General features: G+C 55.5%; 23 protein-coding genes. 21 read left to right on the forward strand and 2 right to left on the reverse strand.

What is annotated here, in order from left to right:
* Nucleotides 1-47: 47 nt before the first annotated feature.
* From metK to TQ39_RS13090, 19 genes are all read left to right on the forward strand, one after another.
* A complete protein-coding gene (metK, locus tag TQ39_RS13000; RefSeq protein ID WP_050005873.1) occupies nt 48-1,190 on the forward strand; it encodes a methionine adenosyltransferase in 1,143 nt (380 codons plus the stop codon).
* Nucleotides 1,190-2,161 (forward strand): DUF3991 domain-containing protein, encoded by a 972-nt coding sequence (locus TQ39_RS13005; protein ID WP_050005825.1) that lies wholly within the window; start codon nt 1,190-1,192, stop codon nt 2,159-2,161. Before metK ends, TQ39_RS13005 begins: the two co-directional genes overlap by 1 nt.
* Nucleotides 2,162-2,181: 20 nt before the next feature.
* Nucleotides 2,182-3,213: a hypothetical protein gene (locus TQ39_RS20365; protein ID WP_050005826.1), complete on the forward strand. Its 1,032-nt coding sequence runs from the start codon at nt 2,182-2,184 to the stop codon at nt 3,211-3,213.
* A 72-nt stretch (nt 3,214-3,285) separates the two neighbouring features.
* Nucleotides 3,286-4,032 carry a DNA-methyltransferase gene (locus TQ39_RS13015; RefSeq protein ID WP_420865190.1) on the forward strand — a complete coding sequence of 249 codons (747 nt, stop codon included), beginning with the start codon at nt 3,286-3,288 and terminating at the stop codon, nt 4,030-4,032.
* 81 nt (nt 4,033-4,113) lie between these two features.
* Nucleotides 4,114-4,452, forward strand: a complete 339-nt coding sequence (locus TQ39_RS13020) for a DUF7768 domain-containing protein (RefSeq protein WP_050005828.1) — start codon at nt 4,114-4,116, stop codon at nt 4,450-4,452.
* A 152-nt stretch (nt 4,453-4,604) separates the two neighbouring features.
* Nucleotides 4,605-5,018 (forward strand): hypothetical protein, encoded by a 414-nt coding sequence (locus TQ39_RS13025; protein ID WP_050005829.1) that lies wholly within the window; start codon nt 4,605-4,607, stop codon nt 5,016-5,018.
* Entirely contained in the window at nt 5,015-5,329 is a 315-nt protein-coding gene (locus tag TQ39_RS13030) for a plasmid mobilization protein (RefSeq protein ID WP_050005830.1), read from the forward strand. The genes TQ39_RS13025 and TQ39_RS13030 overlap by 4 nt, the downstream gene beginning before the upstream one ends.
* On the forward strand, nt 5,323-6,075 hold the full coding sequence (locus tag TQ39_RS13035) for a hypothetical protein (RefSeq protein WP_050005831.1): 753 nt from the start codon (nt 5,323-5,325) through the stop codon (nt 6,073-6,075). The genes TQ39_RS13030 and TQ39_RS13035 overlap by 7 nt, the downstream gene beginning before the upstream one ends.
* Before the next feature lie 3 nt (nt 6,076-6,078).
* Nucleotides 6,079-7,395 carry a relaxase/mobilization nuclease domain-containing protein gene (locus TQ39_RS13040; RefSeq protein ID WP_050005832.1) on the forward strand — a complete coding sequence of 439 codons (1,317 nt, stop codon included), beginning with the start codon at nt 6,079-6,081 and terminating at the stop codon, nt 7,393-7,395.
* Complete coding sequence (locus tag TQ39_RS13045) at nt 7,352-7,624, forward strand: DUF4314 domain-containing protein (protein WP_050005833.1); 273 nt, start codon at nt 7,352-7,354, stop codon at nt 7,622-7,624. Before TQ39_RS13040 ends, TQ39_RS13045 begins: the two co-directional genes overlap by 44 nt.
* A complete protein-coding gene (locus tag TQ39_RS13050; protein WP_050005834.1) occupies nt 7,621-8,355 on the forward strand; it encodes a PcfB family protein in 735 nt (244 codons plus the stop codon). The genes TQ39_RS13045 and TQ39_RS13050 overlap by 4 nt, the downstream gene beginning before the upstream one ends.
* A gap of 101 nt (nt 8,356-8,456) precedes the next feature.
* Nucleotides 8,457-8,771 carry a hypothetical protein gene (locus TQ39_RS13055; protein ID WP_050005835.1) on the forward strand — a complete coding sequence of 105 codons (315 nt, stop codon included), beginning with the start codon at nt 8,457-8,459 and terminating at the stop codon, nt 8,769-8,771.
* A 56-nt stretch (nt 8,772-8,827) separates the two neighbouring features.
* Nucleotides 8,828-9,616 (forward strand): phosphoadenosine phosphosulfate reductase domain-containing protein, encoded by a 789-nt coding sequence (locus TQ39_RS13060; RefSeq protein ID WP_242853500.1) that lies wholly within the window; start codon nt 8,828-8,830, stop codon nt 9,614-9,616.
* Nucleotides 9,613-10,413: a DUF4240 domain-containing protein gene (locus TQ39_RS13065; protein WP_050005837.1), complete on the forward strand. Its 801-nt coding sequence runs from the start codon at nt 9,613-9,615 to the stop codon at nt 10,411-10,413. The genes TQ39_RS13060 and TQ39_RS13065 overlap by 4 nt, the downstream gene beginning before the upstream one ends.
* A 72-nt stretch (nt 10,414-10,485) precedes the next feature.
* Nucleotides 10,486-12,255: a VirD4-like conjugal transfer protein, CD1115 family gene (locus TQ39_RS13070; RefSeq protein WP_050005874.1), complete on the forward strand. Its 1,770-nt coding sequence runs from the start codon at nt 10,486-10,488 to the stop codon at nt 12,253-12,255.
* On the forward strand, nt 12,236-12,571 hold the full coding sequence (locus TQ39_RS13075; protein WP_242853501.1) for a TrbC/VirB2 family protein: 336 nt from the start codon (nt 12,236-12,238) through the stop codon (nt 12,569-12,571). The genes TQ39_RS13070 and TQ39_RS13075 overlap by 20 nt, the downstream gene beginning before the upstream one ends.
* A gap of 36 nt (nt 12,572-12,607) precedes the next feature.
* Entirely contained in the window at nt 12,608-13,444 is an 837-nt protein-coding gene (locus TQ39_RS13080; protein WP_050005839.1) for a VirB6/TrbL-like conjugal transfer protein, CD1112 family, read from the forward strand.
* 21 nt (nt 13,445-13,465) lie between these two features.
* On the forward strand, nt 13,466-13,846 hold the full coding sequence (locus TQ39_RS13085; RefSeq protein WP_050005840.1) for a PrgI family protein: 381 nt from the start codon (nt 13,466-13,468) through the stop codon (nt 13,844-13,846).
* Complete coding sequence (locus tag TQ39_RS13090; RefSeq protein WP_050005841.1) at nt 13,843-16,182, forward strand: VirB4-like conjugal transfer ATPase, CD1110 family; 2,340 nt, start codon at nt 13,843-13,845, stop codon at nt 16,180-16,182. Before TQ39_RS13085 ends, TQ39_RS13090 begins: the two co-directional genes overlap by 4 nt.
* A gap of 54 nt (nt 16,183-16,236) precedes the next feature.
* Here the strand turns inward: TQ39_RS13090 and TQ39_RS13095 are convergent, their stop codons facing one another.
* Nucleotides 16,237-16,443 carry a hypothetical protein gene (locus TQ39_RS13095; protein ID WP_050005842.1) on the reverse strand — a complete coding sequence of 69 codons (207 nt, stop codon included), beginning with the start codon at nt 16,441-16,443 and terminating at the stop codon, nt 16,237-16,239.
* 96 nt (nt 16,444-16,539) lie between these two features.
* Nucleotides 16,540-16,893: a helix-turn-helix domain-containing protein gene (locus tag TQ39_RS13100; protein ID WP_050005875.1), complete on the reverse strand. Its 354-nt coding sequence runs from the start codon at nt 16,891-16,893 to the stop codon at nt 16,540-16,542.
* A 212-nt stretch (nt 16,894-17,105) separates the two neighbouring features.
* On the opposite strand from TQ39_RS13100, the gene TQ39_RS13105 reads away from it, so the two are divergent.
* Nucleotides 17,106-18,254: a ComEC/Rec2 family competence protein gene (locus TQ39_RS13105; RefSeq protein ID WP_050005843.1), complete on the forward strand. Its 1,149-nt coding sequence runs from the start codon at nt 17,106-17,108 to the stop codon at nt 18,252-18,254.
* A gap of 81 nt (nt 18,255-18,335) precedes the next feature.
* Nucleotides 18,336-20,060 (forward strand): M23 family metallopeptidase, encoded by a 1,725-nt coding sequence (locus TQ39_RS21695; protein ID WP_242853502.1) that lies wholly within the window; start codon nt 18,336-18,338, stop codon nt 20,058-20,060.
* The last annotated feature ends 204 nt before the right edge of the window (nt 20,061-20,264 follow it).

Consider the following 20,264-nt stretch of genomic DNA (forward strand, 5'->3'; position numbering starts at 1 on the left):
CTTTTTGTTTTGCCATAAACACCAATCAACATACAAAGGAGAAATCAATGCGCACTTTTTATTCTGCTGAATCTGTCACCGAAGGCCACCCCGACAAGCTCTGCGATCTCATCGCAGACAACGTCCTGGACGCGTGTCTGACCGGAGACCCCGCCAGCCGCGTCGCCTGTGAGGTCATGGCCACCCGTGGTCACATCATTGTGGCCGGTGAGATTACCACCGAAGCAAACCCCGACGTGTTCAACATTGCCCGGGACGTGCTGCACAGCGTTGGGTACGACCCCAAGAGCTTTCAGATCGATTGTTATCTGCATCCTCAGAGCCCGGATATTGCCGGAGCTGTGGAAGTGCCTGCGGATAGCCCCGAAGATGACGAGGCCATCGGTGCCGGTGACCAGGGTGTCGTCATCGGGTACGCCTGCAACGAAACGCCCGAACTGATGCCCATGCCCGTGGTGATCGCTCACCGCCTCACCAGCCTGCTGACCCTGGCCAGAATGACCGATGCTGTTCACGGAATCGGCCCCGATGGCAAAGCCATGGTGGTTGTGGAGTATGAGGATGACAAACCGCTGCGGGTAGATCAGATCCTGCTGTCGGTCCAGCATGAGGCGGGGGTACATATCGAGGATATCCAGGCCGACATCTTTGCTCAGGTCATTTTGCCCGCCCTCAAAGGAATGCCCACCGATGATCGGATGGAAGTCATCCTCAACCCCAGCGGCAGTTTCGTGGTGGGCGGCCCGGAAGCCGACACCGGCCTGACGGGCCGCAAGCTCATGGTGGATGCTTACGGGCCTTTTGTGAGCCAGGGCGGCGGGGCGTTGTCCGGCAAAGACCCCACCAAAATTGACCGGACCGCTGCGTACATGGCCCGGTACATTGCGAAAAACATTGTGGCTGCCAATATTGCGGATCGGTGCCGCGTGGCCCTGACCTATGCCATTGGCATGGCCAAGCCCATGGCGGTTACGGTGGACACCTTCCAAACGTGTTTTCGCTGCGATGACGAATATCTGGCAGCGGCAGTGCGCCATGTGTTCGATCTGACCCCGGCGGGCATGATCGAGACCCTCCATCTGCAGCAACCGATCTATGCCCGTACTGCCGTCGGCGGGCATTTCGGACGTGAAGATTTTCCCTGGGAGCAGGTGGATAAGAGTAGCCTGCTGATGAGGGCCCTTTCCTGATGCCCGGTGTCAGCAAGGAACAGATCGCCGCCGCCAAAAAGATGACGGCCATTGAATTCTTGCGGCGGTATCGTTCCGCAGATCTGGTCAAGAGCAGCGCCCGCGGCGAGTTCGAGCTGCGCAGTCACGACAGCTTCAAAATTAACGGTGAGTCCAGTGTCTGGCACTGGAAAAGCCGTGGGATCGGAGGCAAGTCTGCCCTGGACTATCTCGTCCATGTGGAGCAGTGTGGTTTTGTGGAAGCCGTGCGGATGCTGTGTGATGAGGTACCTGGGTACATCCCTGTCGCTCATGAGGAGGTGGAGCAGAAGCGCCCGGAGTTCTCTCTTCCGCCTGCTGCCCGCAACAATGCCCGGGTTGTGGCGTACCTTTGCGGGCGAGGCATTTCCCCCGTGGTGCTCAGTTACTGTGTGGACCGTGGCCTGGTCTATGAGAGCCTGCCGTATCACAATTGTGTGTTTATCGGAAAGGATGAAAACGGCACAGCACGGTACGCAGCTTTGCGCGGCACCTACGGCCAAGGGCGTCCGTTTAAGGCTGAAACGCCGGGCAGCGACAAGCGGTATGGCTTCTGCATTCCGCCGCTGCATCCTTCCACCACGGTGGCAGTGTTTGAGGCGGCCATTGATGCCATGGCTGAGATGACTCTCTCCGATAATACCGCAGACAAATACCGCCTCTCGCTGGGCGGCATCTATGCTCCGAAAGAAGAAAATGTGGAGATCAAGACGCCAGTGGCATTGGTGGAGTTCCTGCGTCAGCATCCGGATGTGGACACCATCCAACTGTGCATGGACAATGATGAGCCGGGCCGCCATGCGGCGCTGGCCATCGCCCGCAATCTCGGCGGCAAGTACAAAGTGTCCCTGTGCCTGCCGCAGATCGAGGGCGGCGACTATGCCGACCTCGCCAAACAAATCAAACAGGCAAGATGTGCCTGTACCAGACATCGCACCGAGTTGGCGCGATGACCATAACGGAGGTGATGCGATTGAGTGAACGCATTTTCAAAATGTACTCTCCGCTGACTGGTGAACTGTACCAGGCCGGAGAGTATGAATACGAGGATTCCGCCGACGAATACAACGGCGAAGAACTGCTGCTTTATGCGGAGGAAATTGAAAAGGCAGTCAAGGCCTACACCGACAACGGTACCGAAGATCTCATGAAATACTTCTATGAGAGCGATTACGTTAAGCAGCACGTTCGGAGTCTGGTCCCCTCGGTGGAGGTCTGGAACGGGCGGCTTTATGGTTGTACCACGGTGCGGGCAGATGATGATCTTTCGGAACCCGGCTGGGACAAGCTCATGGACTACCTGGCCGGACAGTATTCAGACGGCTGGGGCGAGGGCTTCGAGCAGCGGGAAATCGAAACCGAAGATGGCCTGCTGTATGTGCATTTCTGGCAGGACCACGACTTCGACTTCACGGTGGAGGAAGTCACCCCTTCGAAGAAGTATGAGATCACCGACATCGCGCATCCCAAAGATCCCAGCCTGCACCGTATCCGGGCTCTGACGCGGGTAAGCGAAACCGTTGGCCCCGGTACCCTGGGCGGCTATGTCCAGAGCGAGGAAAATCTGACCCAGGAAAACGATGGTGCCTGGATCTACGGGGATGCCATCTGCTGCGAAAACGCCATCGTGACAACCGGGGCTTTCCTGACTGGACAGGCCCGGGTAAGCGGTTCGGCCCTCGTTTCCAATGAAGCTGAAATCGGTGGCCAAGGCCGCGTCCGTGACCGCGCGGTAGTGTCCGGCGGTACGGTGCAGGAAGGTGCCGTCGTCTGCGGCGATGCCGTTATTCGGAAAAACCAGATCACCGGAGCAGTGCCCCTCGTGGAAGGCCATGCCACCGTGATGGGCGTTGTGGCCGGTGCGGTTTACCTGGGCGCGGATGCCTTTATTCTGCCGGGAAACACGGTGGACAACCCCACCAACAGTGTCCTGGCCATCAACGGGACCCATGTGCGGCTGTACAGCATTGAGCAGGTCAAGCCGCCGAAAGCGCCTGAACGCTGAATAATAGAAAGGATGATGCCTTTGACAAATACTCTCCAGCAATCCACTTTGTTTTCTTCCAACGATTTTACTATGCCCGAGCATTTTGGAGATGACCGCTGGACGATTCTGCATGGCGATGTCATGCACATCGTTCCGCACATGACCAGAGCCGTCTTTGATGCCGTCATTACCGACCCGCCCTATGCCAGCGGCGGTGCCAGCCAGACGGCCAAGAACCGCTCGACTACCGAGAAGTACAGCAGTCTGCGCGGCGACAAGGCACTGCCGGATTTTGACAGTGACCAGATGGACCAGCGCAGCTGGACCCGGTGGATGTGTGAATGGCTTCAGATGGTGCGTGCTGCCTGCAAGCCCGGTGCGCCCATCTGCCTGTTCATCGACTGGCGGCAGCTGCCCTCCATGACCGATGCCCTGCAGTGGGCCGGGTGGACCTGGCGCGGAATCGCGGTATGGGATAAGCCGTCCGGTCGACCGCAGCGGGGGCGCTTCCGTCAGCAAGCCGAGTTTATCGTTTGGGGTTCCAACGGCAAGATGCCGCTGGAGCGCAATGTGGGTTGTTTGCCGGGGGTATTCCGTCAGGCCAACCCCGCCAACCGCATCCATGTGACCGAAAAGCCCCTGCAGCTCATGCGGGATGTGGTGCAGATCTGCGAACCGGGAGGCCGAATCCTCGACCCGTTTGCCGGTTCCGGCACCACCATTTTGGCTGCGGTGCAGGAAGGGTACGAAGCGGTGGGCATCGAACTTACCGACGCCTACTTCCAGCTTGGTACCCAGCGTGTGAAACAGGCGCTGGAGCCACAGAGTGAATCTTAACAAGATTCACTGACAGAAAGAACCGTGCGGAGTGAATCTTATTAAGATTCACTCCGCCTCATTTTTGGAAGGAGAACCGATATGAAACGTCCCTGGGCCTACGTGTGCGCCACCAATGACACCAACTCCAAGACTTTACGCGGCTATTGCCGCACGATTTTTCAGTGCGGATATGTGCCGGTCTGTCCTCGTCTGCAGGACGGGCAGTTCATTGTGCTGGAAAATCCCGATGAACGCCATGCCTTCAACGAAATTTTGCGGGACAAACTGCTCCGCTGCACAGTCTTGGTGGTTTGCGGTAAGCATTCGGATGCGACTACCAACGCGGAAGTGGGCCTTGCCAAGAAATACAGCAAGGTCCTCACAACGCTGGACGGTGTTTTGCAGGCCGCCGAAAAGGGAGAAATCCTCACCGACTGAAAGGGGAGGGGACGACCTCTCACCTGCTGGCAGACGGTTTTGCAAGCATAGCGTTTGGATATCCAAACGCAGATCCTTGGGGCGTGCCCCAAACCCCCGACGGCCTGCGAGAGCAGTGCCGCGTTACATTTGGAAAGGAACAGGTGAAAACCATGAGTGGATTTGAAATGCGGGCACAATTTTACCCGCTGGTGACCGACTTGGAACGGCTGAAAGAAGAAGCTGCGGAAGGCGTGCCGTACCCCTTCGTTACGGAAGAATTGCTGGAGCTCTCGCCCAAAGACTACCGGCAGTTCTGCAGTGCCCTGGGGCAGCGGTACGCATTCGAAACCGACATTCCCAAGGAAGGGTACGATACTGTGTACGGGGCCTTCCATTGTTCTCTGGTTACTGCGGTATCCGAAAAAGAAGCAATTCTCCTGACCAGGGTGGCCGCGCAGATGTTCGGTGCCTATCTGCCGGACAAGACACTTCTGGATCTTACGAGGGTGCCGAAGAAGCAGGTGACCCTTGAGGCGTGCCACAACCCGGAAATCCGCATCGGGCATCCGGATGCCGTCCGGTGACAGGACGAAAGCGCCGCCACGTTATTCCACTTCGGCTGACCGAGCAGGAACTGAAGCATCTGAACCGACTGGCAGCGCAAAGCGGGTTATCTCGTGAAAAGTTGCTGCGGGCGCTGATTATGGGTGAAACCATTCGTCCGCGTCCCTGTACCCATCATGAGGACCTGCTGCGAAAAGTGTCCGGACTCTGCAACAACGCCAACCAGGTGGCCCATCGGGCAAACAGTACCGGTGTGGCCAGTCAGGAAAGTGTAGATAAGATGATTCGAATCTCCCAGGAAATCTGGAAGGAGGTGAAAAGCCAATGGTAAAGAAATATCAGGAAACCGCCAATTTTGTATCCGGTGTACTGGATGTTACTGAACTTCAGAATATTTCGCCGTTTATGAGTAAGCCGCAGAAGTTCTCCATACAGCGGGCTCTGGTGCTGAGTGACGCCGACTACCAGTTTTTTGTGAATGATGACTTTCGCAGACCGCCCGTTGTCATCCGCGCCAAACAGCGGTACATGGGATTTGACGTGAAGAAGAAAGAATGGAATTGCCTGCTGGTGGTGAGCGAAATCAGCAAAGACGGCATCCTGGTGGGGAAAGAGCCGGACGCCGAGCGCTACTATATGGCCTATGTCCCCGACCACACCAACCTGAACCTGCCGGCTGATCTGCCGGTGGAGTTCTGGACCAACGTCTGTACCACCACGTTGCAGCTGCAGCCTTCGGCAGAGGCACATCCTCCGCTGACGGAGCAGGGAAACCGTCAACAGCACTTCGCGTCCTTTGTGGGAATGCAGCTGTCGACGGTGTGCTTTGATCTGCGTTTTATGTCCTATGACCCCGAAAAGGATGAGATGGTGACCCGCCTGTATGGCGGCCCCCACGATTACATCGAGAGCCGTGGGACGCCGGAGAAGATCGCAAAGGAAAACCACTTCTCGGGCAAGCTGCGTGGTATCTTCTTCAACATGGACTACCGCAACATCAGCCATCCGTGTCTGCCGGAAGAAGTGCCGCAACCCAAACGGAAAACTCCCCGAAAAACCAGGGAGGAAGGAAGATGAGTTATGGCCTATACATCCATTATCCCCGTCCGCCGCCTGGACCGAGCGGTGGACTATGTGCGGGATAAAGCCAAGACAACACGCGGCCCCAAGTCTTTGCAGGACGCAGTGGATTACGCCCTCAACCGGGATAAGACGGAGTCGGATTGTTTTGAAACGGGACTCAGCTGTGTATGCGAAACCGCCTTTGAGGATATGCGGGATACGGTACAGCGCTGGCAGCAAACTGCCGGTGTGCAGGGATACCACCTTGTTCAAAGTTTTGCTGAGGGAGAAGTTACGCCGGAACTGGCTCATCAGATCGGGGTGGAGCTGGCTGAGCAGCTGCTGCAAGGCCGTTTTCAGGCGGTGGTTACCACTCACCTCAATACCAAACACTATCACAATCATATTGTGTGGTGTTCGGTGGCTCTGGACAATGGCCGGAAATACCACAGCAATGCCAAGTCCTACTATACCGAGGTGCGGGCCCGTTCCGATGCGCTCTGCAGAAAATATGGACTATCCATCATTGAGACCAAAGAAAGTGAACAGTCCTCCATGCCGTATCACGTTTGGCTGGACGAACAGGAGAATCGTCCAAACTGGACATCTATGGTGCGCCAGGACGTGAATGAAGCGATCTCACAGGCTCTGACCTGGCGGCAATTTCTGCAGTGTTTAAGTCAGAAAGGATACACCTTCCGTTTCAATCGGAAATATCCTACGCTGCAGCCGCCCGGAAAACCTCGCCCGATTCGTTTCAAAACCCTGGGAAAGCAGTATACCCCGGAGACCATCAAACAGCGCCTCCTCTACTCGCAGAAAACCTACCCAGCAGAACCACACGTCCATCATACCCGGCTACACGGAATCTACCGGAAAGCGCGCAAGCCTTTGAGCTTGCGCGCTTTCTATTATCGGGAACTGTATATGCTGGGAGTCTTTCCCCGGAAACCTTGGCATCCATCCCCGGCCGTGCGGGAGGAAATCCGTCAGCTAGACAAACGAATTGAGCAGTACGAATTTCTGATGCGCCGGGATATCAGCACTCTGGCACAGCTGCGAGATCTCCGTGCCCAAACGGAAGCGAAGGTGCGGCAACTGAACGCAGAGCGCAACCGTCTATACAAGGTTAACCCGAAAAGTGACCAAATCCCGCTGATTACCCAACGTCTGCGGGAACTCCGCAAGACCATCAAATTGTGCAAGCAAATCGAAGAACATTCGCTGGAAATGGCACAGCGCCAGGAAGAAGAACAAAAGCGCCGTGCCGAACAAGAAAGGAGCAATGCCCATGAACGCGAATCAATGGAATTACCGGGTCCAATACGCCCGTGATCATTACCCGCCCGGCACCCGTGTTCGGTTGCTGAATATGCCCGACGATCCCCAGCCCATTCCGCCCGGTACGACCGGCACGGTGTTGGCCGTGGACGATGCGGGTCAGCTGCTTATGAATTGGGACAACGGACGGGCTCTGAGCCTTCTGCCCGGAACGGATTCTTTTGAGGTGATCAGCCGTCCGAAGGCCAAAGACGTACAGCGTCACAAAGGAGAAGCCAGATGAACTACGGTGCAGAACCGGCGGATCAGGTCGTTCGCTACTCGCTTGAGGGCACCGAAGTTGCCCTGCGTCTTTCGGGATCGGCGGCGATCACCTTTGCCAAGTTTGTAGCCGCGGTACTCAAGGACCAGAAAAAGACCCACGGCAAAACCCGTCTGGTCCGCCTGCTGCGGGAAGGCAAGCCGCTGAAGTTCTTCTCGGTGGAGAAAGATCGGATGCGGGAGTTCGCCCATGAAGCGAAGATGCACGGCCTGCTGTTTGTCCCCATGCGGGACAAAACCGATCCCGACCATATCGAGATCGCAATCCTGGCCGATGACGCCTCCAAGGTGAATCGGATCTTTGACCGCCTGCAGCTGGATGTGGTGGACACCGGCATGGCAGAAGCGGTGGACGAGGTGGCGCAGGACATGGAGGCTATGCCCACTGAAGCACCGGACACTCCGCAGAAAGAGCCTCAGAAGGAGGAAGCACCGCCGGTTTTTCCTTCCCCGGCCCGTCACCAGACGGAGCCGGAACCCGCCCCTCCGTCCATGCCTTCCTCGAACAACAACGAGAAATCGCCGCCTATGTGGCCCGGATTCCGCGCCGACCAGGTGCGGGCCCGGGGTAAGCGTCCCAGCGTCCGACTGGAATTGGGCGAGATCCGCGCCATTCTGGCCGCCCGCAAGGAACATTCCCCCATGCCCAGGTCGCCTATCCGAATCCACCGGGATGGTCCGGTCCGCGGGTAAAAGTTTTCCGTTTGTTTTCATTTGAGGGATAGCTATTCAAGGATAGCTGTGGTATGGTTTCCGTAATAGAAACCACCAGAAAGAAAAGGAGGCATCCCCTTATGAGTGAACGTGTAATGAAGATGGACCGGAACGATAAAAGTATTCTCATCCGCGCACTCCATGCGCAGTATCGGGAGAAAAAAGCCAGTGGCAAACCCTATGCCGAAATCGGCCAGCTGATCCTGCGCATCGATGCAACAGACCCCGGACGTCTGCGCCTGGGGGATGCCGAATACCTGCTGGCAAGGAATGCCCTCAATGATCTGCGCAACCAGCGCATTGCCAGTGGTGGTTACACCGATGCCGCCGATGCGGCCCTTGCCAATCTGCTGCGGGCCAAAGTGCCTTTCCATCTCTTCGGTCATACGCGCTGAATTACCATCTGTATCCTGCCAGGGAATTTTCCCTGGCATTTTTCTTTTAGGAGGTGTTGGAACCCAACAATCTGAAACCTGTCTATACCATCGCATCGCTGTCGGGTGGAAAAGATTCGACGGCAATGCTTCTTCGGCTTCTGGAGGAAGCCCGGCCCATCGATGAGATTCTGTTCTGTGACACCGGTTGGGAATTTCCGCAGATGTACGATCACCTGACCAGTCTGGAACGCTATATCGGGCGGCCCATTACCCGTCTGAAAGCCCCGATGACGGCAGAACAGTACTTCTACGAGTATACCGCCAAGTCTACCGCCCGTCTGGTCACGAACCGGGGCCTCAGCTGGCCCTCCCATTCCTGCCGCTGGTGTACCGGACGCCTGAAAACCCACGTCATCAACAAGCACCTGCGAGATCTGCGCAGGCAGTATCATCTGGTACAGTATGTAGGCATTGCCGCGGACGAAGTACACCGCTGTAAGGACCTGCACTACCCGTTGGTGGAATGGGGGATGACTGAAGCAGACTGCCTCAACTATTGCTATGCCCGCGGCTTCGACTGGGGTGGACTGTACGATATCTTTCGCAGGGTTTCCTGCTGGTGCTGTCCTTTGCAGCCGCTGTCGGAACTGCGGAAGCTTCGTAAACATTGCCCGGATCTTTGGCAGCGGCTTCTGAAAATGGATGCCCATACCTGGCAGCCTTTCCGTGCCGACTACACTGCCCGACAACTGGATGTCCGTTTTGCTTTGGAAGAAGAAAGAACTGCACAGGGCCTGCCCATCACCGGGCGGGCCTTTTTTACTGCCCTGCGGCAGCGATTCGAAAAGGAGGGATGTTCTTGAATACCGATGATTTCTGGAGCCTGATTGAACGGGCCCAACAGGTGGCCGACCCGCAGAATGAAGCCTCCATGATGGAGGCCCTGTTTTGGGAACTGACCAAGCTGCCTGACCGGGAATTCTTTGCCTGGTACCGGCTGCAGGAAGCCTTTATGCAGCTGGCCGACACACCCAAGCTGTGTGCGGCGGCCGCTATCATTAACTATGGCACTTCCGATGACCGTTTCATGGATTTCCGCGCCTGGCTGGTCATGCAGGGACGGGCCGTGTATTTGTCTGCCTTGGCCGATCCTGACCGTCTGGCCAGGATGCGGGTGCCCTTCGGCGAAGCCGAATGGGAACTGTGTGGGTATATCGCCATGTATGCCTATACCGGCAAGAAATATCTTGCTCTGTTCAGACCGGATGCCCCCGATGGTCAGGCACTGCGCCGCCGCTATCCGGATTGCAAGGATCTGCCGCAGCAGGTGGAACGTATCTGCATGAACCGTGCGCTGATCCGGAGATACGATGTAGGTGGGTTTGACCAGGATCTGGAACACCAGATGCTGCAGACCGAGATCGAGTACCGGCTGCATCGAAGCAATATCCCCAGGGATTTCTTTTCGGCTCAACACAAAGACGAACCCAAAGAGAATCTGGCCGAAGAACTGGCCAAGACGCTCACCATCGATACCGCAGAAGTGGACCCGGCTTTGCCGCACGCCCTTCCTGCCCTGTGGAAGAAGCGGACAGACTGGGAAGCCAGCCGGCTGCAGCAACGAAGCGGCATCACCCGCCACAAACAGGCTGAACGCTGATTGCAGAAAACGCCAACTCCATGGTGGATCTGGCTGCTGCCTCTTCCGCTGATTTGGTGGGCTGCAGCTGCCATGGCCATGCGCTGGCGGTCCGGCATGAATTTGTCGGACCTTCTGAACGCCTGCAATGAGATGTTGGCGCAGCCGCTTCCTCTTGCGTGGAGCAGCCAGACCCCTCGCTTCCTGCTGATCTTCACCGGTTTGTATGCTGTGATTGCCCTCGTCGCATCCAGTGAACACCGCAACACCCGTCCGGGTGAGGAACACGGTTCCGCCCGCTGGGGAAACGCCAAAGAGCTCAACCGTCGCTACCGGGATACCCAAGGCCCCAACCTGCTGATGACGCGCAACTTCCGCATCGGAGTGGATGGCTATAAGCACAAGCACAACACCAACGTGCTGATCGTCGGCGGCGCAGGTGCCGGCAAGACCCGTACCTATGCGGTGCCCAATGTGCTGGAGTCCGGGCGTTTGACCGTCGGCAAAGGTGCTTTATGTACCGGCTGCTCCATGGTCATCACCGATCCCAAGGGAGAGATCCTGCGCAAGACCGGTGGCTTTCTCAAGCAGATTGGGTATGAAGTTCGGGTGTTCGATCTGCTCAACCCCGATGCGTCCTTCTGCTATAACCCCTTTCGGTATGTGCGGGATGACAAGGATGTGCTGCAGCTGATCTCCAACCTCATTCAGAACACCACGCCGCCCCATGCACAGAGCTCCGACCCTTTTTGGGAAAAATCCGAGACTGCGCTGCTCCAGGCCCTCATGCTGTATCTGCTGCATGAGGCTCCGCCGGAGGAACAAAACTTCGGCATGGTCATGGAGCTGCTGGGCAGCGCCCAGGTCAAGGAGAAGGACGAGAGCTACGAGTCGCCCCTGGATATCCTCTTCGAACGTCTGGCCATGCGTGACCCGGAAAGCATTGCCGTCAAGCAGTACGGCATCTACAAACAGGCCGCCGGCAAAACCGCCAAGTCCATCCTGGTGAGCGTCGGTGTCCGATTGGCTGCCTTCAATCTGCCTCAAATTGCCCGCCTGACCATGACCGATGAACTGCATCTGGACGAGCTGGGAGAAAAGCGAGTGGCCCTGTTCTGCTGTATCCCCGATGCGGATCGTTCCCTGAACTATCTGGTCGGCATGGTCTACACCCAGCTGATCCAGACGCTTTTCTACCAGGCAGACCGTGTCCATCGGGGACGGCTTCCTGTGCCGGTCCACTGCCTAATGGACGAGTTCGCCAACATTGCTTTGCCCAAGGACAGCTTCCTGTCCGCACTGGCAACCATGCGTTCTCGGGGCATCTTCTGTTCCATCATTGTGCAGAACATCGCCCAGCTGAAATCCATGTACAAGGACAGCTGGGAATCGCTGGTGGGCCTGTGCGATGAGTTCCTTTACCTGGGCGGCAACGAGCAGGGAACTCACAAATACGTTTCCGAGCTGATCGGCAAGGAAACGGTGGAAACCACCAGCCGAAGCCTTTCTCGAGGCCGCAGCGGCAGCAGCAGTACCAGCCACCAGCAAGCGGCCCGCGACCTGATGACCCCCGACGAAGTGCGCCTGCTTTCCAATGACAAAGCGCTGCTGTTCGTGCGCGGTGAACGCCCGGTCATGGACTGGAAGTACAATCTGCTCTGGCACCCGAACATCCGCTTCACCGAAGATGGCGGCGCGCCGCCCTATGACTACACCGCTGCACCGGATGCCCATGAGGATCTGGCAGGTGCTGCTGAAAACTACGAGCTGCTGGACATGGATGATTTCCTGCCGGCAGCCGAACAACCGAAACCCATGTTTACTTATCCAAGGAGGGATGCCCATGCATCGCAACAAGATTGATATGCCCCGCACCAAACGTCTGACCCGCCGCGCCTTCGCACTGTATGCTGCTCTGGTTCTGGTCTGCTGCGCCGCCACGCCGGTGCTGGCCGACGGTGATCCGCTGACTGTGGTCAACAACCTCAGTACCTTCATCTTCTCCATCATCCGGGCCATCGGCCTGATCCTGCTGGGCTGGGGCATTGTTCAGGTGGGTCTGTCGCTGCAGAGCCATGATCCCAGCCAGCGCAGCCAGGGCTTCCTGACGCTGGCCGGCGGCATCATCATCACCTTCGCCAAAGAGATCCTGGACCTGATCGTTGGCACCGGAGTCTGATGTGCCGGAATATATCAGGAAAGGAGGTGATATACCGTGGGTGACAGCTGGATCGTAAGCAACCTCAACGCTGCCCTGACCACCTGGAATGACAAACTGGGAGAGATCTGGCAGCTGCTGACCCAAAGTCCACAGACCTTCAAGGACGGCCAGGTATGGGCCGTGATGGTGGGCATCCACGGGGCACTGCAAGCCATTGGCTACGGGTTGCTGGTACTCTTCTTCGCAGCCGGTGTGGTCAAGACCTGCGGCACCTTCGTGGAGGCCAAACGCCCCGAACAGGCCCTCAAACTCTTTATTCGCTTCGCCCTGGCCAAAGCAGCTGTGACCTACGGTCTGGATCTGATGCTGGCTATCTTCCAGATCGTGCAGGGGATGGTCTCCACGGTGATCAACCAATCTGGCGTGTCCGGAATGAGCGCCGTTACACTGCCCCAAGATCTGATTGACGCCATCAACCAGGTGGGTTTTTGGGATTCCATCCCGCTTTGGGCTGTGACTCTGATCGGCGGGCTGCTCATTACCGTACTATCCTTCGTGATGATCCTGACCGTGTATGGCCGTATGTTTTCCCTTTGGATGTATGCGGCCATTGCCCCCATTCCGCTTTCGTCCTTTGCCGGAGAACCCACGTCCAATGTGGGCAAGAACTTCCTGCGCAGTTATGCCGGTGTCTGCCTGCAGGGCGTAGTCATTGCTTTGGCCTGCATCATCTTCTCCGCTGTGTCCTCCAGCCCGCCCGCTGTGGATACCAGCGTCTCGGTAGTAACCGCCACCTGGACCTATGTGGGAGAACTGGCCTTCAACCTGCTGGTGTTGGTTGGTGCGGTGAAGGGATGTGACCGGATCGTCAAGGAAATCATGGGCCTGTAACAGAAAGAGAAGTGATTGCTTATGGAAATCAAAATTCCCAAAGAAGTCCGGGACTACCATGAGACCATCTTCTTCGGTCTCAACACCCGGCAGTTTATCTGCTCACTGCTGGCCCTCGGGGTGGCGGTGGGCGTTTATTTTTTGCTCCGTCCGCTGCTGGGAACAGAGGAAATCGGCTGGGTCTGCATCCTGGCCGCCGCGCCTTTCGCAGCCTGCGGATTTTTTTCCTACCACGGCATGACTGCCGAGCAGCTGTTTTGGGCGTGGTGCAAATCCGAGATTCTGAGCCCCAAGCGGCTGATCTATCGTTCCAACAGCTATTACTACGATGCGATCCAGGGAGGGATGCGTATGAAGAAACCCAAACAGAAGAAGCGCAGCCGTAAGGAGAAGCGCCATTGATCAAGACCCTGTCCAAAGCGCGGAAACAGGAGCGTGTAAAGTTCCGTATTCCGCGCAGCGTGCAGGACTGCATTCCCATCCGCCGCATTTGGGCGGACGGGATCTTCCAGGTGGGCCACCAGTTCTCCAAGACCTGGTCGTTCACCGACATCAACTATTCGATTGCCGGCAAAGAAGATAAGACGGCAATGTTCCTGGACTACTGCGACCTGCTCAATGCACTGGACTCCGGTGCTTCGGCCAAGATAACTCTGTACAACCGGCGGATCAACAAGGAAGAATTCGAGCGGTCCGTTCTGCTGCCTCTCAAGGAGGATGGGTTGGACAATTACCGCGAAGAATTCAACGAGATGCTGCGCGCTCAAGTCACCGAGAGCAATAACAGTATCGTCCGGGAACGGTACCTTACCATCAGTGTCGTCAAGCGCAACATCGAGGAAGCCCGCACCTACTTTGCCCGTGTCGGCACTGATCTGACCACCAAGCTGGCGGCGCTGTCCTCGGTGGCGCAGGAACTTTCGCTCAATGAGCGCCTGCGGATCTTCCGGGACTTTTTCCGTCCTGCAGACCCGCCGGCAACCGAGTTCGATATCCACCAGAAGGCTCGGCGAGGCCAGCATTTCAAAGACTGGCTTTGTCCCAGCAGTATGGAGTTCTCCGCCGACCATTTCAAGATTGATGACCGCATGGGCCGGGTACTCTACTTGCAGGACTTCGCCAGCTATCTGAAGGACAGCTTTGTATCGGAGCTCTGCGACCTGGATCGTGAGCTAATGTTGTCCATCGATATTCTGCCCATTCCCACCGATGAGGCCGCCCGTCAGCTGCAGAATACGCTGTTGGGTGTAGAAACCAACGTGACCAACTGGCAGCGGAAACAGAACGCCAACAACAACTGGTCGGCCATTGTACCTTACGACATGGAACTTCAGCGCAAGGAAACCAAGGAGATGCTGGATGATCTGACCACCCGCGACCAGAGGATGATGTTTGGTCTGGTCACCCTCGTCCACATGGCAGGAACCAAGGAACAGCTGGATGATGATACCGAATCGCTGCTCTCTGTTGCCCGCAAGCACCTGTGCCAGCTTTCCACGCTGCGCTGGCAGCAGCGGGATGGGTTGGACACCGTGCTGCCCTATGGATTGCGGCGCATCGAGGCGCTGCGCACCCTGACTACCGAAAGCACGGCGGTGCTCGTTCCTTTCCGCGCCCAGGAAATTATGCAGACCCATGGACTCTACTATGGCCAGAACACCATCAGCCGGAACCGCATCGTGGTGGATCGCCGGCAGCTGCTCAACGGCAACAGCTTCCGGTTGGGCGTGTCCGGCTCCGGCAAGTCCATGAGCGCAAAAGAGGAAATCGCTCAGATTGCCCTGTCCACAGAGGATGATATTTTGATTCTGGACGTGGAATCCGAGTTCGGACATCTGGTGGAAGCCTTCGGCGGCGAGGTCATCCGCATCTCGGCTACATCGGACACCCACATCAATGCGCTGGATATGGACCGCGCCTATGGTGATGAGCGGAACCCCATTGTGTCCAAGAGCGAATTTGTCTTGAGCCTGTTTGAGCAGCTGATCGGCAGCGGGCTGGTCACCGCCAAGGAAAAATCCATCCTGGGCCGCTGCACGGAGCAGGTCTATATGCCCTATGTCCGCAACGGGTACAAGGGCGCAGTCCCCACGTTGAAAGACTTCTACCGCCTGCTCAAGATGCAGCCGGAACCGGAAGCGCAGGGGTTGGCCCTCTCCTCGGAGCTCTTCATCACCGGCACCCTGGGGACCTTTGCCCAGCCCACCAACGTGGATACCAAGGCGCGCATCATCGCCTACGATATCCGCGAACTGGGCGAACAGCTGATGCCCCTCGGAATGCTGGTGACACTGGACGCCATCTACAACCGCGTGATTAAAAATTGGGCGAGAGGGCATCGCACCTGGATCTTCTGCGACGAGTTCTATATCCTGTTCCGGTACGAGTACAGCGCCAATTTCTTCTACAAGCTCTGGAAGCGCATCCGCAAGTACAACGGTCTGATCACCGGCATGACGCAGAATGTGGATGAGCTGCTGCGTTCCGACACCGCTCGTCTGATGCTGGCCAACTCCGAGTTCCTGATCATGCTCAACCAGAGTGCAACCGACCGGGATGAGTTGGCCAAACTGCTGAACATCTCGGACACCCAGCTGGGGTACATCACCAATGTGCCGGCTGGTTGCGGACTGATCCGCTGCGCAGGAAATCTGGTTCCATTCACCAACAACTTCCCCAAGGATACGCAGCTCTACCGCCTCATGACGACCAAGCCCGACGAACAACTGAAAGGATGAGGTATATGAAGCAAAAAAATAAAGGACCGCCCAGGGCGGTCCCCATATGTAAGGTCAGTGTGACCAGATGTTATTTTCCAGATCGCGCAGACGCGCGCGGTAGTCCTTCACGATCTCTTCGGTTTTCTCCACATCCGGGAAGGTGACCAGATAGTCGTCGCCCGCCTGATGAAAACTCACAACACCGGCAAGACCCGCTATTTCCGCAACCTTGATGAGCGTATGAAAATCATATTCCTTGGAACTGAACAGAATATTCATGCCAAAGCGCTCCTTTGATGATTCATAAAAGTGAGATAAACGACCGTGTGACATTTTTATAAGTATATCATAAAAGGACGATGTTTTGTACCTGTATTATTCTTGCTTTAGTTTCTCGTTGGTTCTGACCGTTTCTACAGCAGCTTTGGCTACTTCATAGGCGATACGAACTTCATACGGTTCGCAGGTATCCAGCAATGCCTGCATATCACGCTCAAATTGAGGACGGGCCTGCAACAAATTATCACACAGTAAATCGTCCACTGTGACGCCCAAAGCGTTGGCGATTTTTACGATGGTCGTCAAACTGACCTTGGTTGTCCCCGTTTCTACGTTACTCATATGGGTGGGTGATAAAGATATCTTGTCTGCCAGCTGCTCTTGCGTAAGGTCTAATCCGATACGGGCAATTTTGATCCGCTTTCCAATAGCTTTATAATCCAGCTCCATAAAAGTCTCCACCATTCGTTTTTCATTATTGTAACTACGGTGGCAAAACAATATAATAAACTATATCCGTAGAATACGGATATAAGGAAAGACCGTTGGAAAAATATTTATCCAATATGCTTTTTGGCTGAAAAAAGGAATGAAAAGTACGAAATTCTTCCTTTTTCGCGGTTGTTTTCGCATACACTGATTCCACAAGCAAAGGAGTTCTTATGAAGCAGGAGCGTTTTCGAAAAGCCTGTGGTATTTTTTGGTCGGCGGTGCTTGCTCTTAGTACCGCTTCGTGTGCTGCGGTTCCGTCAACTTCGCTTTCGACAGCCCCGGCAGTTACCGCAATACCTGAAGAAATATATGCCGCACCAACGGTTGGTGAGCCAAACGATGCGACATTCTCTCTGACTATGCTGGACGTGGGGCAGGGGCTTTCCGTTCTTGTACAAGCGAATGGTGAGTATCTGTTGTATGACGGCGGCGGTCGCGGCGCGTCCTCCTATGTGGTTGCCTATCTCCAACAGCACGCTGTGAAAGAATTGGAATGGCTGATAGCCTCCCACTATGACGAGGATCACATCAGTGGTCTGGTGGGTGTGCTTCATACCACACCGGTGGAGCAGGCTTTGATGCCGGACTACACCACCGACACCCAAATCTACCAATCCCTGCAAAATGTGCTGGGAGAAAAGAGTGTCCCGGTGATTTATCCAGCTCAAGGAGATACCTTCTCTCTGGGCGGTGCAGAAATCCAAGTTGTAGGGCCCCGGAATTATGCCTATGATTCGGACAACGACAAATCCCTCTGCCTGCGTATTTGCTACGGGAATTTCCAATGCCTGCTGACCGGAGATGCCGAGCAGGACGCAGAACTGGACATGGTGGCTTCCGGGCAGGATCTGACCTGTGATTTATATGTGGTAGGGCATCACGGTAGTTCCTCTTCCACTAGTGAAGAACTGTTGGACGCGGCAGCTCCTGCCTATGCCTTACTTAGCGTGGGGGAGGACAACCCATATGGGCACCCTACAGAACAGACGCTGGAAGCTCTGCAACGGCATGAAATTGCCCTGTACCGAACCGATCAGCAGGGCGAAGTTACCGTGTATTCCGACAGACACCAATGCTGGTTCAGCACAGAGCCGTGCCAAGACTGGAGTACTGGAAACCAAAGCATTCCCGAAGAACCCCTTGCCACAGCGGTACCGCAGACCGCACAGTATGTGCTAAACACTCACACCAAAAAGTTTCATTTTCCGGATTGCCCCAGCGTTGATCAGATGAGTGAAAAGAACAAGGAGTTTACAGATGCTTCTCGAGATGAATTGATTGCCAGAGGCTATACGGCCTGTGGCCGATGTAATCCATAGATATATATGAAGGGCGGCTACCTGCCGGAAAAGCAGGTGGCCGCCCTTTTTATATAATATTTTCAAAAAGCAGGTGATTCAATGAAAGAGAATACCCACAAAGAGCCCAAGCAGAAACCCTTTGGACGCGCGTCAAGAGAACGCGTAACAAATCGGCTGCCGAAAACCCTTGTGCGGCAAGCATGGCTGAAAAGTAAGGAAAAAGCAATTTCGGCAACACGCACAAAGTCTGGTGGCAACTATACCTCTGCACAGGAAATGGAAGAGTATGCTGTCCAGCAAGGAGAAGCCTATCTGGAAGATGGAGTTCTCTTTGCATTGCGGAAAACAGGTGACGTTGCCAAAGATCGTTTCACTCGCAAACAAGAACCGGATAAACCGCCACAGGATGATTCCGTGTATAGAGATGCTCCGGAACCGAGAGAGAAGAAAAACGCAGTCCGTAAAGCCTCCGGCTCCGATCCGCAAGCAAACGCCAAGACGGAGCAGAAACGACGAACTGCTCAGAAGCAAAGCCGCGATGTCAAAGCGCGCCAGCAACGGATCAAGAAATCTACCCGAGGGGTACGCGGTGTCGATAGAGATCAAAAACAACTTCGCACGGCTGCCAATACCGTCCGCAAAGAAAAACAGGCAAGGCAAGCAGTGCAACGCACACAGAGAATGATCTATCGGGCCCAGCAGGCCGCCCGGGAAAGCGCAGAAGCAGCCAAAAAGGTGATTACTGTAATACACTCGGCGATTCAGCACCTGTTGGCTGCCCTGCAGAGCCTTGCGGCTGCACTGATTGCTGGCGGCTGGGTAACCGTGTTTGTCATCCTGCTGATCTGTTTAATTGCCCTTGTGGTAGGATCAGCTTACGGTATCTTCTTCGCTGAAGAATCCCCGGATGAGAATGCTATCAGCGTACAGGATGCCGTGGAACAGCTAACCGAAGAATATCGGGACCGGTTGGAAGAAATTGAAAACGGTGTAGACTATGACCGCCAGGAGATCGAGTCCAACGATGGCAGCTATGCCATTGCGTGGCAGGATGTCCTGGCGGTTTTTGCGTCGCAAACATCAGGGGATGCCAATGGTGCTGCTGTTGCCTATTTGGATGAGGACAACGTGGATCGGCTGCGCACCGTCCTTTGGGATATGAACGAACTGGATTGGCGCACCGAAACCCAAACTCGGGAGGTAGAACAAACAAATGGGGAGGGGGAGACAGAAACCACAACCATTACAGAAACCATCCTGATCATTGAAATGACCCACCATACACCGGAAGAAATGCGGGAAACCTATCACTTTACAGACAGGCAGAATGAATACCTGACACTTCTGTCAGGCGAAGATACCACAATCCTTTGGGGTGAACTACTGGGTGGCTTCGTGCAGGGAAGTGGGGAACTCATGGCCCCCGGCATGGATACTGTTTTCGCAGACGGAGCCCTCCAATGGCCCTTGCCGATTGCGGGAACAATTACATCACCGCAAGGCTACCGTACCGATCCTATCACAGGTGAAATCAGCTACCATAGCGGTACCGACATCGCTGTTCCGGAGGGTACACCAATTTTGGCTGCTGCAGATGGTACCGTAACAATCGCCAATGCCACCGACAGTTGGGGAGGCAGTTACGGGTATTATGTTAAAATCGACCACAGTGGCGGGCTGACGACCCTCTACGCCCATTGTTCCAGCATCTGTGTCACTGCAGGGCAGCAGGTAGATGCCGGTCAGATTATCGCTTATGTTGGGCACACGGGAAGGGCTACCGGTAGCCACCTTCACTGGGAGATATGCTTGAGTTCGTATTGAATCAATTTCGAGTACTCTTCTAGTGATATTAGCATCGAATATAATCTTTGAGTGCTTTCATTTTATAAAATCATAGTACAGTAAATAATAATATGGACTTAGCCAAACCAGAGCAAATTCTACAATATACTTTGCCAAAACGGAAATCGAACTTTACTGGATTTTAGAAGACTAGAAACCGCTGCATAAATAGCAAATGGCCCC

The sequence above is a fragment of the Ruthenibacterium lactatiformans genome, from assembly GCF_000949455.1.
Classification (GTDB): domain Bacteria; phylum Bacillota; class Clostridia; order Oscillospirales; family Ruminococcaceae; genus Ruthenibacterium; species Ruthenibacterium lactatiformans.

Bases quoted from the DNA above. Each gene is read 5' to 3' on its own strand.
- TQ39_RS13050 (WP_050005834.1), top strand. From the start codon at position 7,621: ATGAACTACGGTGCAGAACCGGCGGATCAGGTCGTTCGCTACTCGCTT.
- TQ39_RS13055 (WP_050005835.1), top strand. From the start codon at position 8,457: ATGAGTGAACGTGTAATGAAGATGGACCGGAACGATAAAAGTATTCTC.
- TQ39_RS13070 (WP_050005874.1), top strand. From the start codon at position 10,486: ATGGCCATGCGCTGGCGGTCCGGCATGAATTTGTCGGACCTTCTGAAC.
- TQ39_RS13100 (WP_050005875.1), bottom strand. From the start codon at position 16,893: ATGGAGCTGGATTATAAAGCTATTGGAAAGCGGATCAAAATTGCCCGT.
- TQ39_RS13085 (WP_050005840.1), top strand. From the start codon at position 13,466: ATGGAAATCAAAATTCCCAAAGAAGTCCGGGACTACCATGAGACCATC.
- TQ39_RS13105 (WP_050005843.1), top strand. From the start codon at position 17,106: ATGAAGCAGGAGCGTTTTCGAAAAGCCTGTGGTATTTTTTGGTCGGCG.
- TQ39_RS13075 (WP_242853501.1), top strand. From the start codon at position 12,236: ATGCATCGCAACAAGATTGATATGCCCCGCACCAAACGTCTGACCCGC.
- TQ39_RS13045 (WP_050005833.1), top strand. From the start codon at position 7,352: ATGAACGCGAATCAATGGAATTACCGGGTCCAATACGCCCGTGATCAT.
- TQ39_RS13025 (WP_050005829.1), top strand. From the start codon at position 4,605: ATGAGTGGATTTGAAATGCGGGCACAATTTTACCCGCTGGTGACCGAC.
- metK (WP_050005873.1), top strand. From the start codon at position 48: ATGCGCACTTTTTATTCTGCTGAATCTGTCACCGAAGGCCACCCCGAC.
- TQ39_RS13020 (WP_050005828.1), top strand. From the start codon at position 4,114: ATGAAACGTCCCTGGGCCTACGTGTGCGCCACCAATGACACCAACTCC.
- TQ39_RS13035 (WP_050005831.1), top strand. From the start codon at position 5,323: ATGGTAAAGAAATATCAGGAAACCGCCAATTTTGTATCCGGTGTACTG.
- TQ39_RS13005 (WP_050005825.1), top strand. From the start codon at position 1,190: ATGCCCGGTGTCAGCAAGGAACAGATCGCCGCCGCCAAAAAGATGACG.
- TQ39_RS21695 (WP_242853502.1), top strand. From the start codon at position 18,336: ATGAAAGAGAATACCCACAAAGAGCCCAAGCAGAAACCCTTTGGACGC.
- TQ39_RS13015 (WP_420865190.1), top strand. From the start codon at position 3,286: ATGCCCGAGCATTTTGGAGATGACCGCTGGACGATTCTGCATGGCGAT.
- TQ39_RS13040 (WP_050005832.1), top strand. From the start codon at position 6,079: ATGGCCTATACATCCATTATCCCCGTCCGCCGCCTGGACCGAGCGGTG.
- TQ39_RS13095 (WP_050005842.1), bottom strand. From the start codon at position 16,443: ATGAATATTCTGTTCAGTTCCAAGGAATATGATTTTCATACGCTCATC.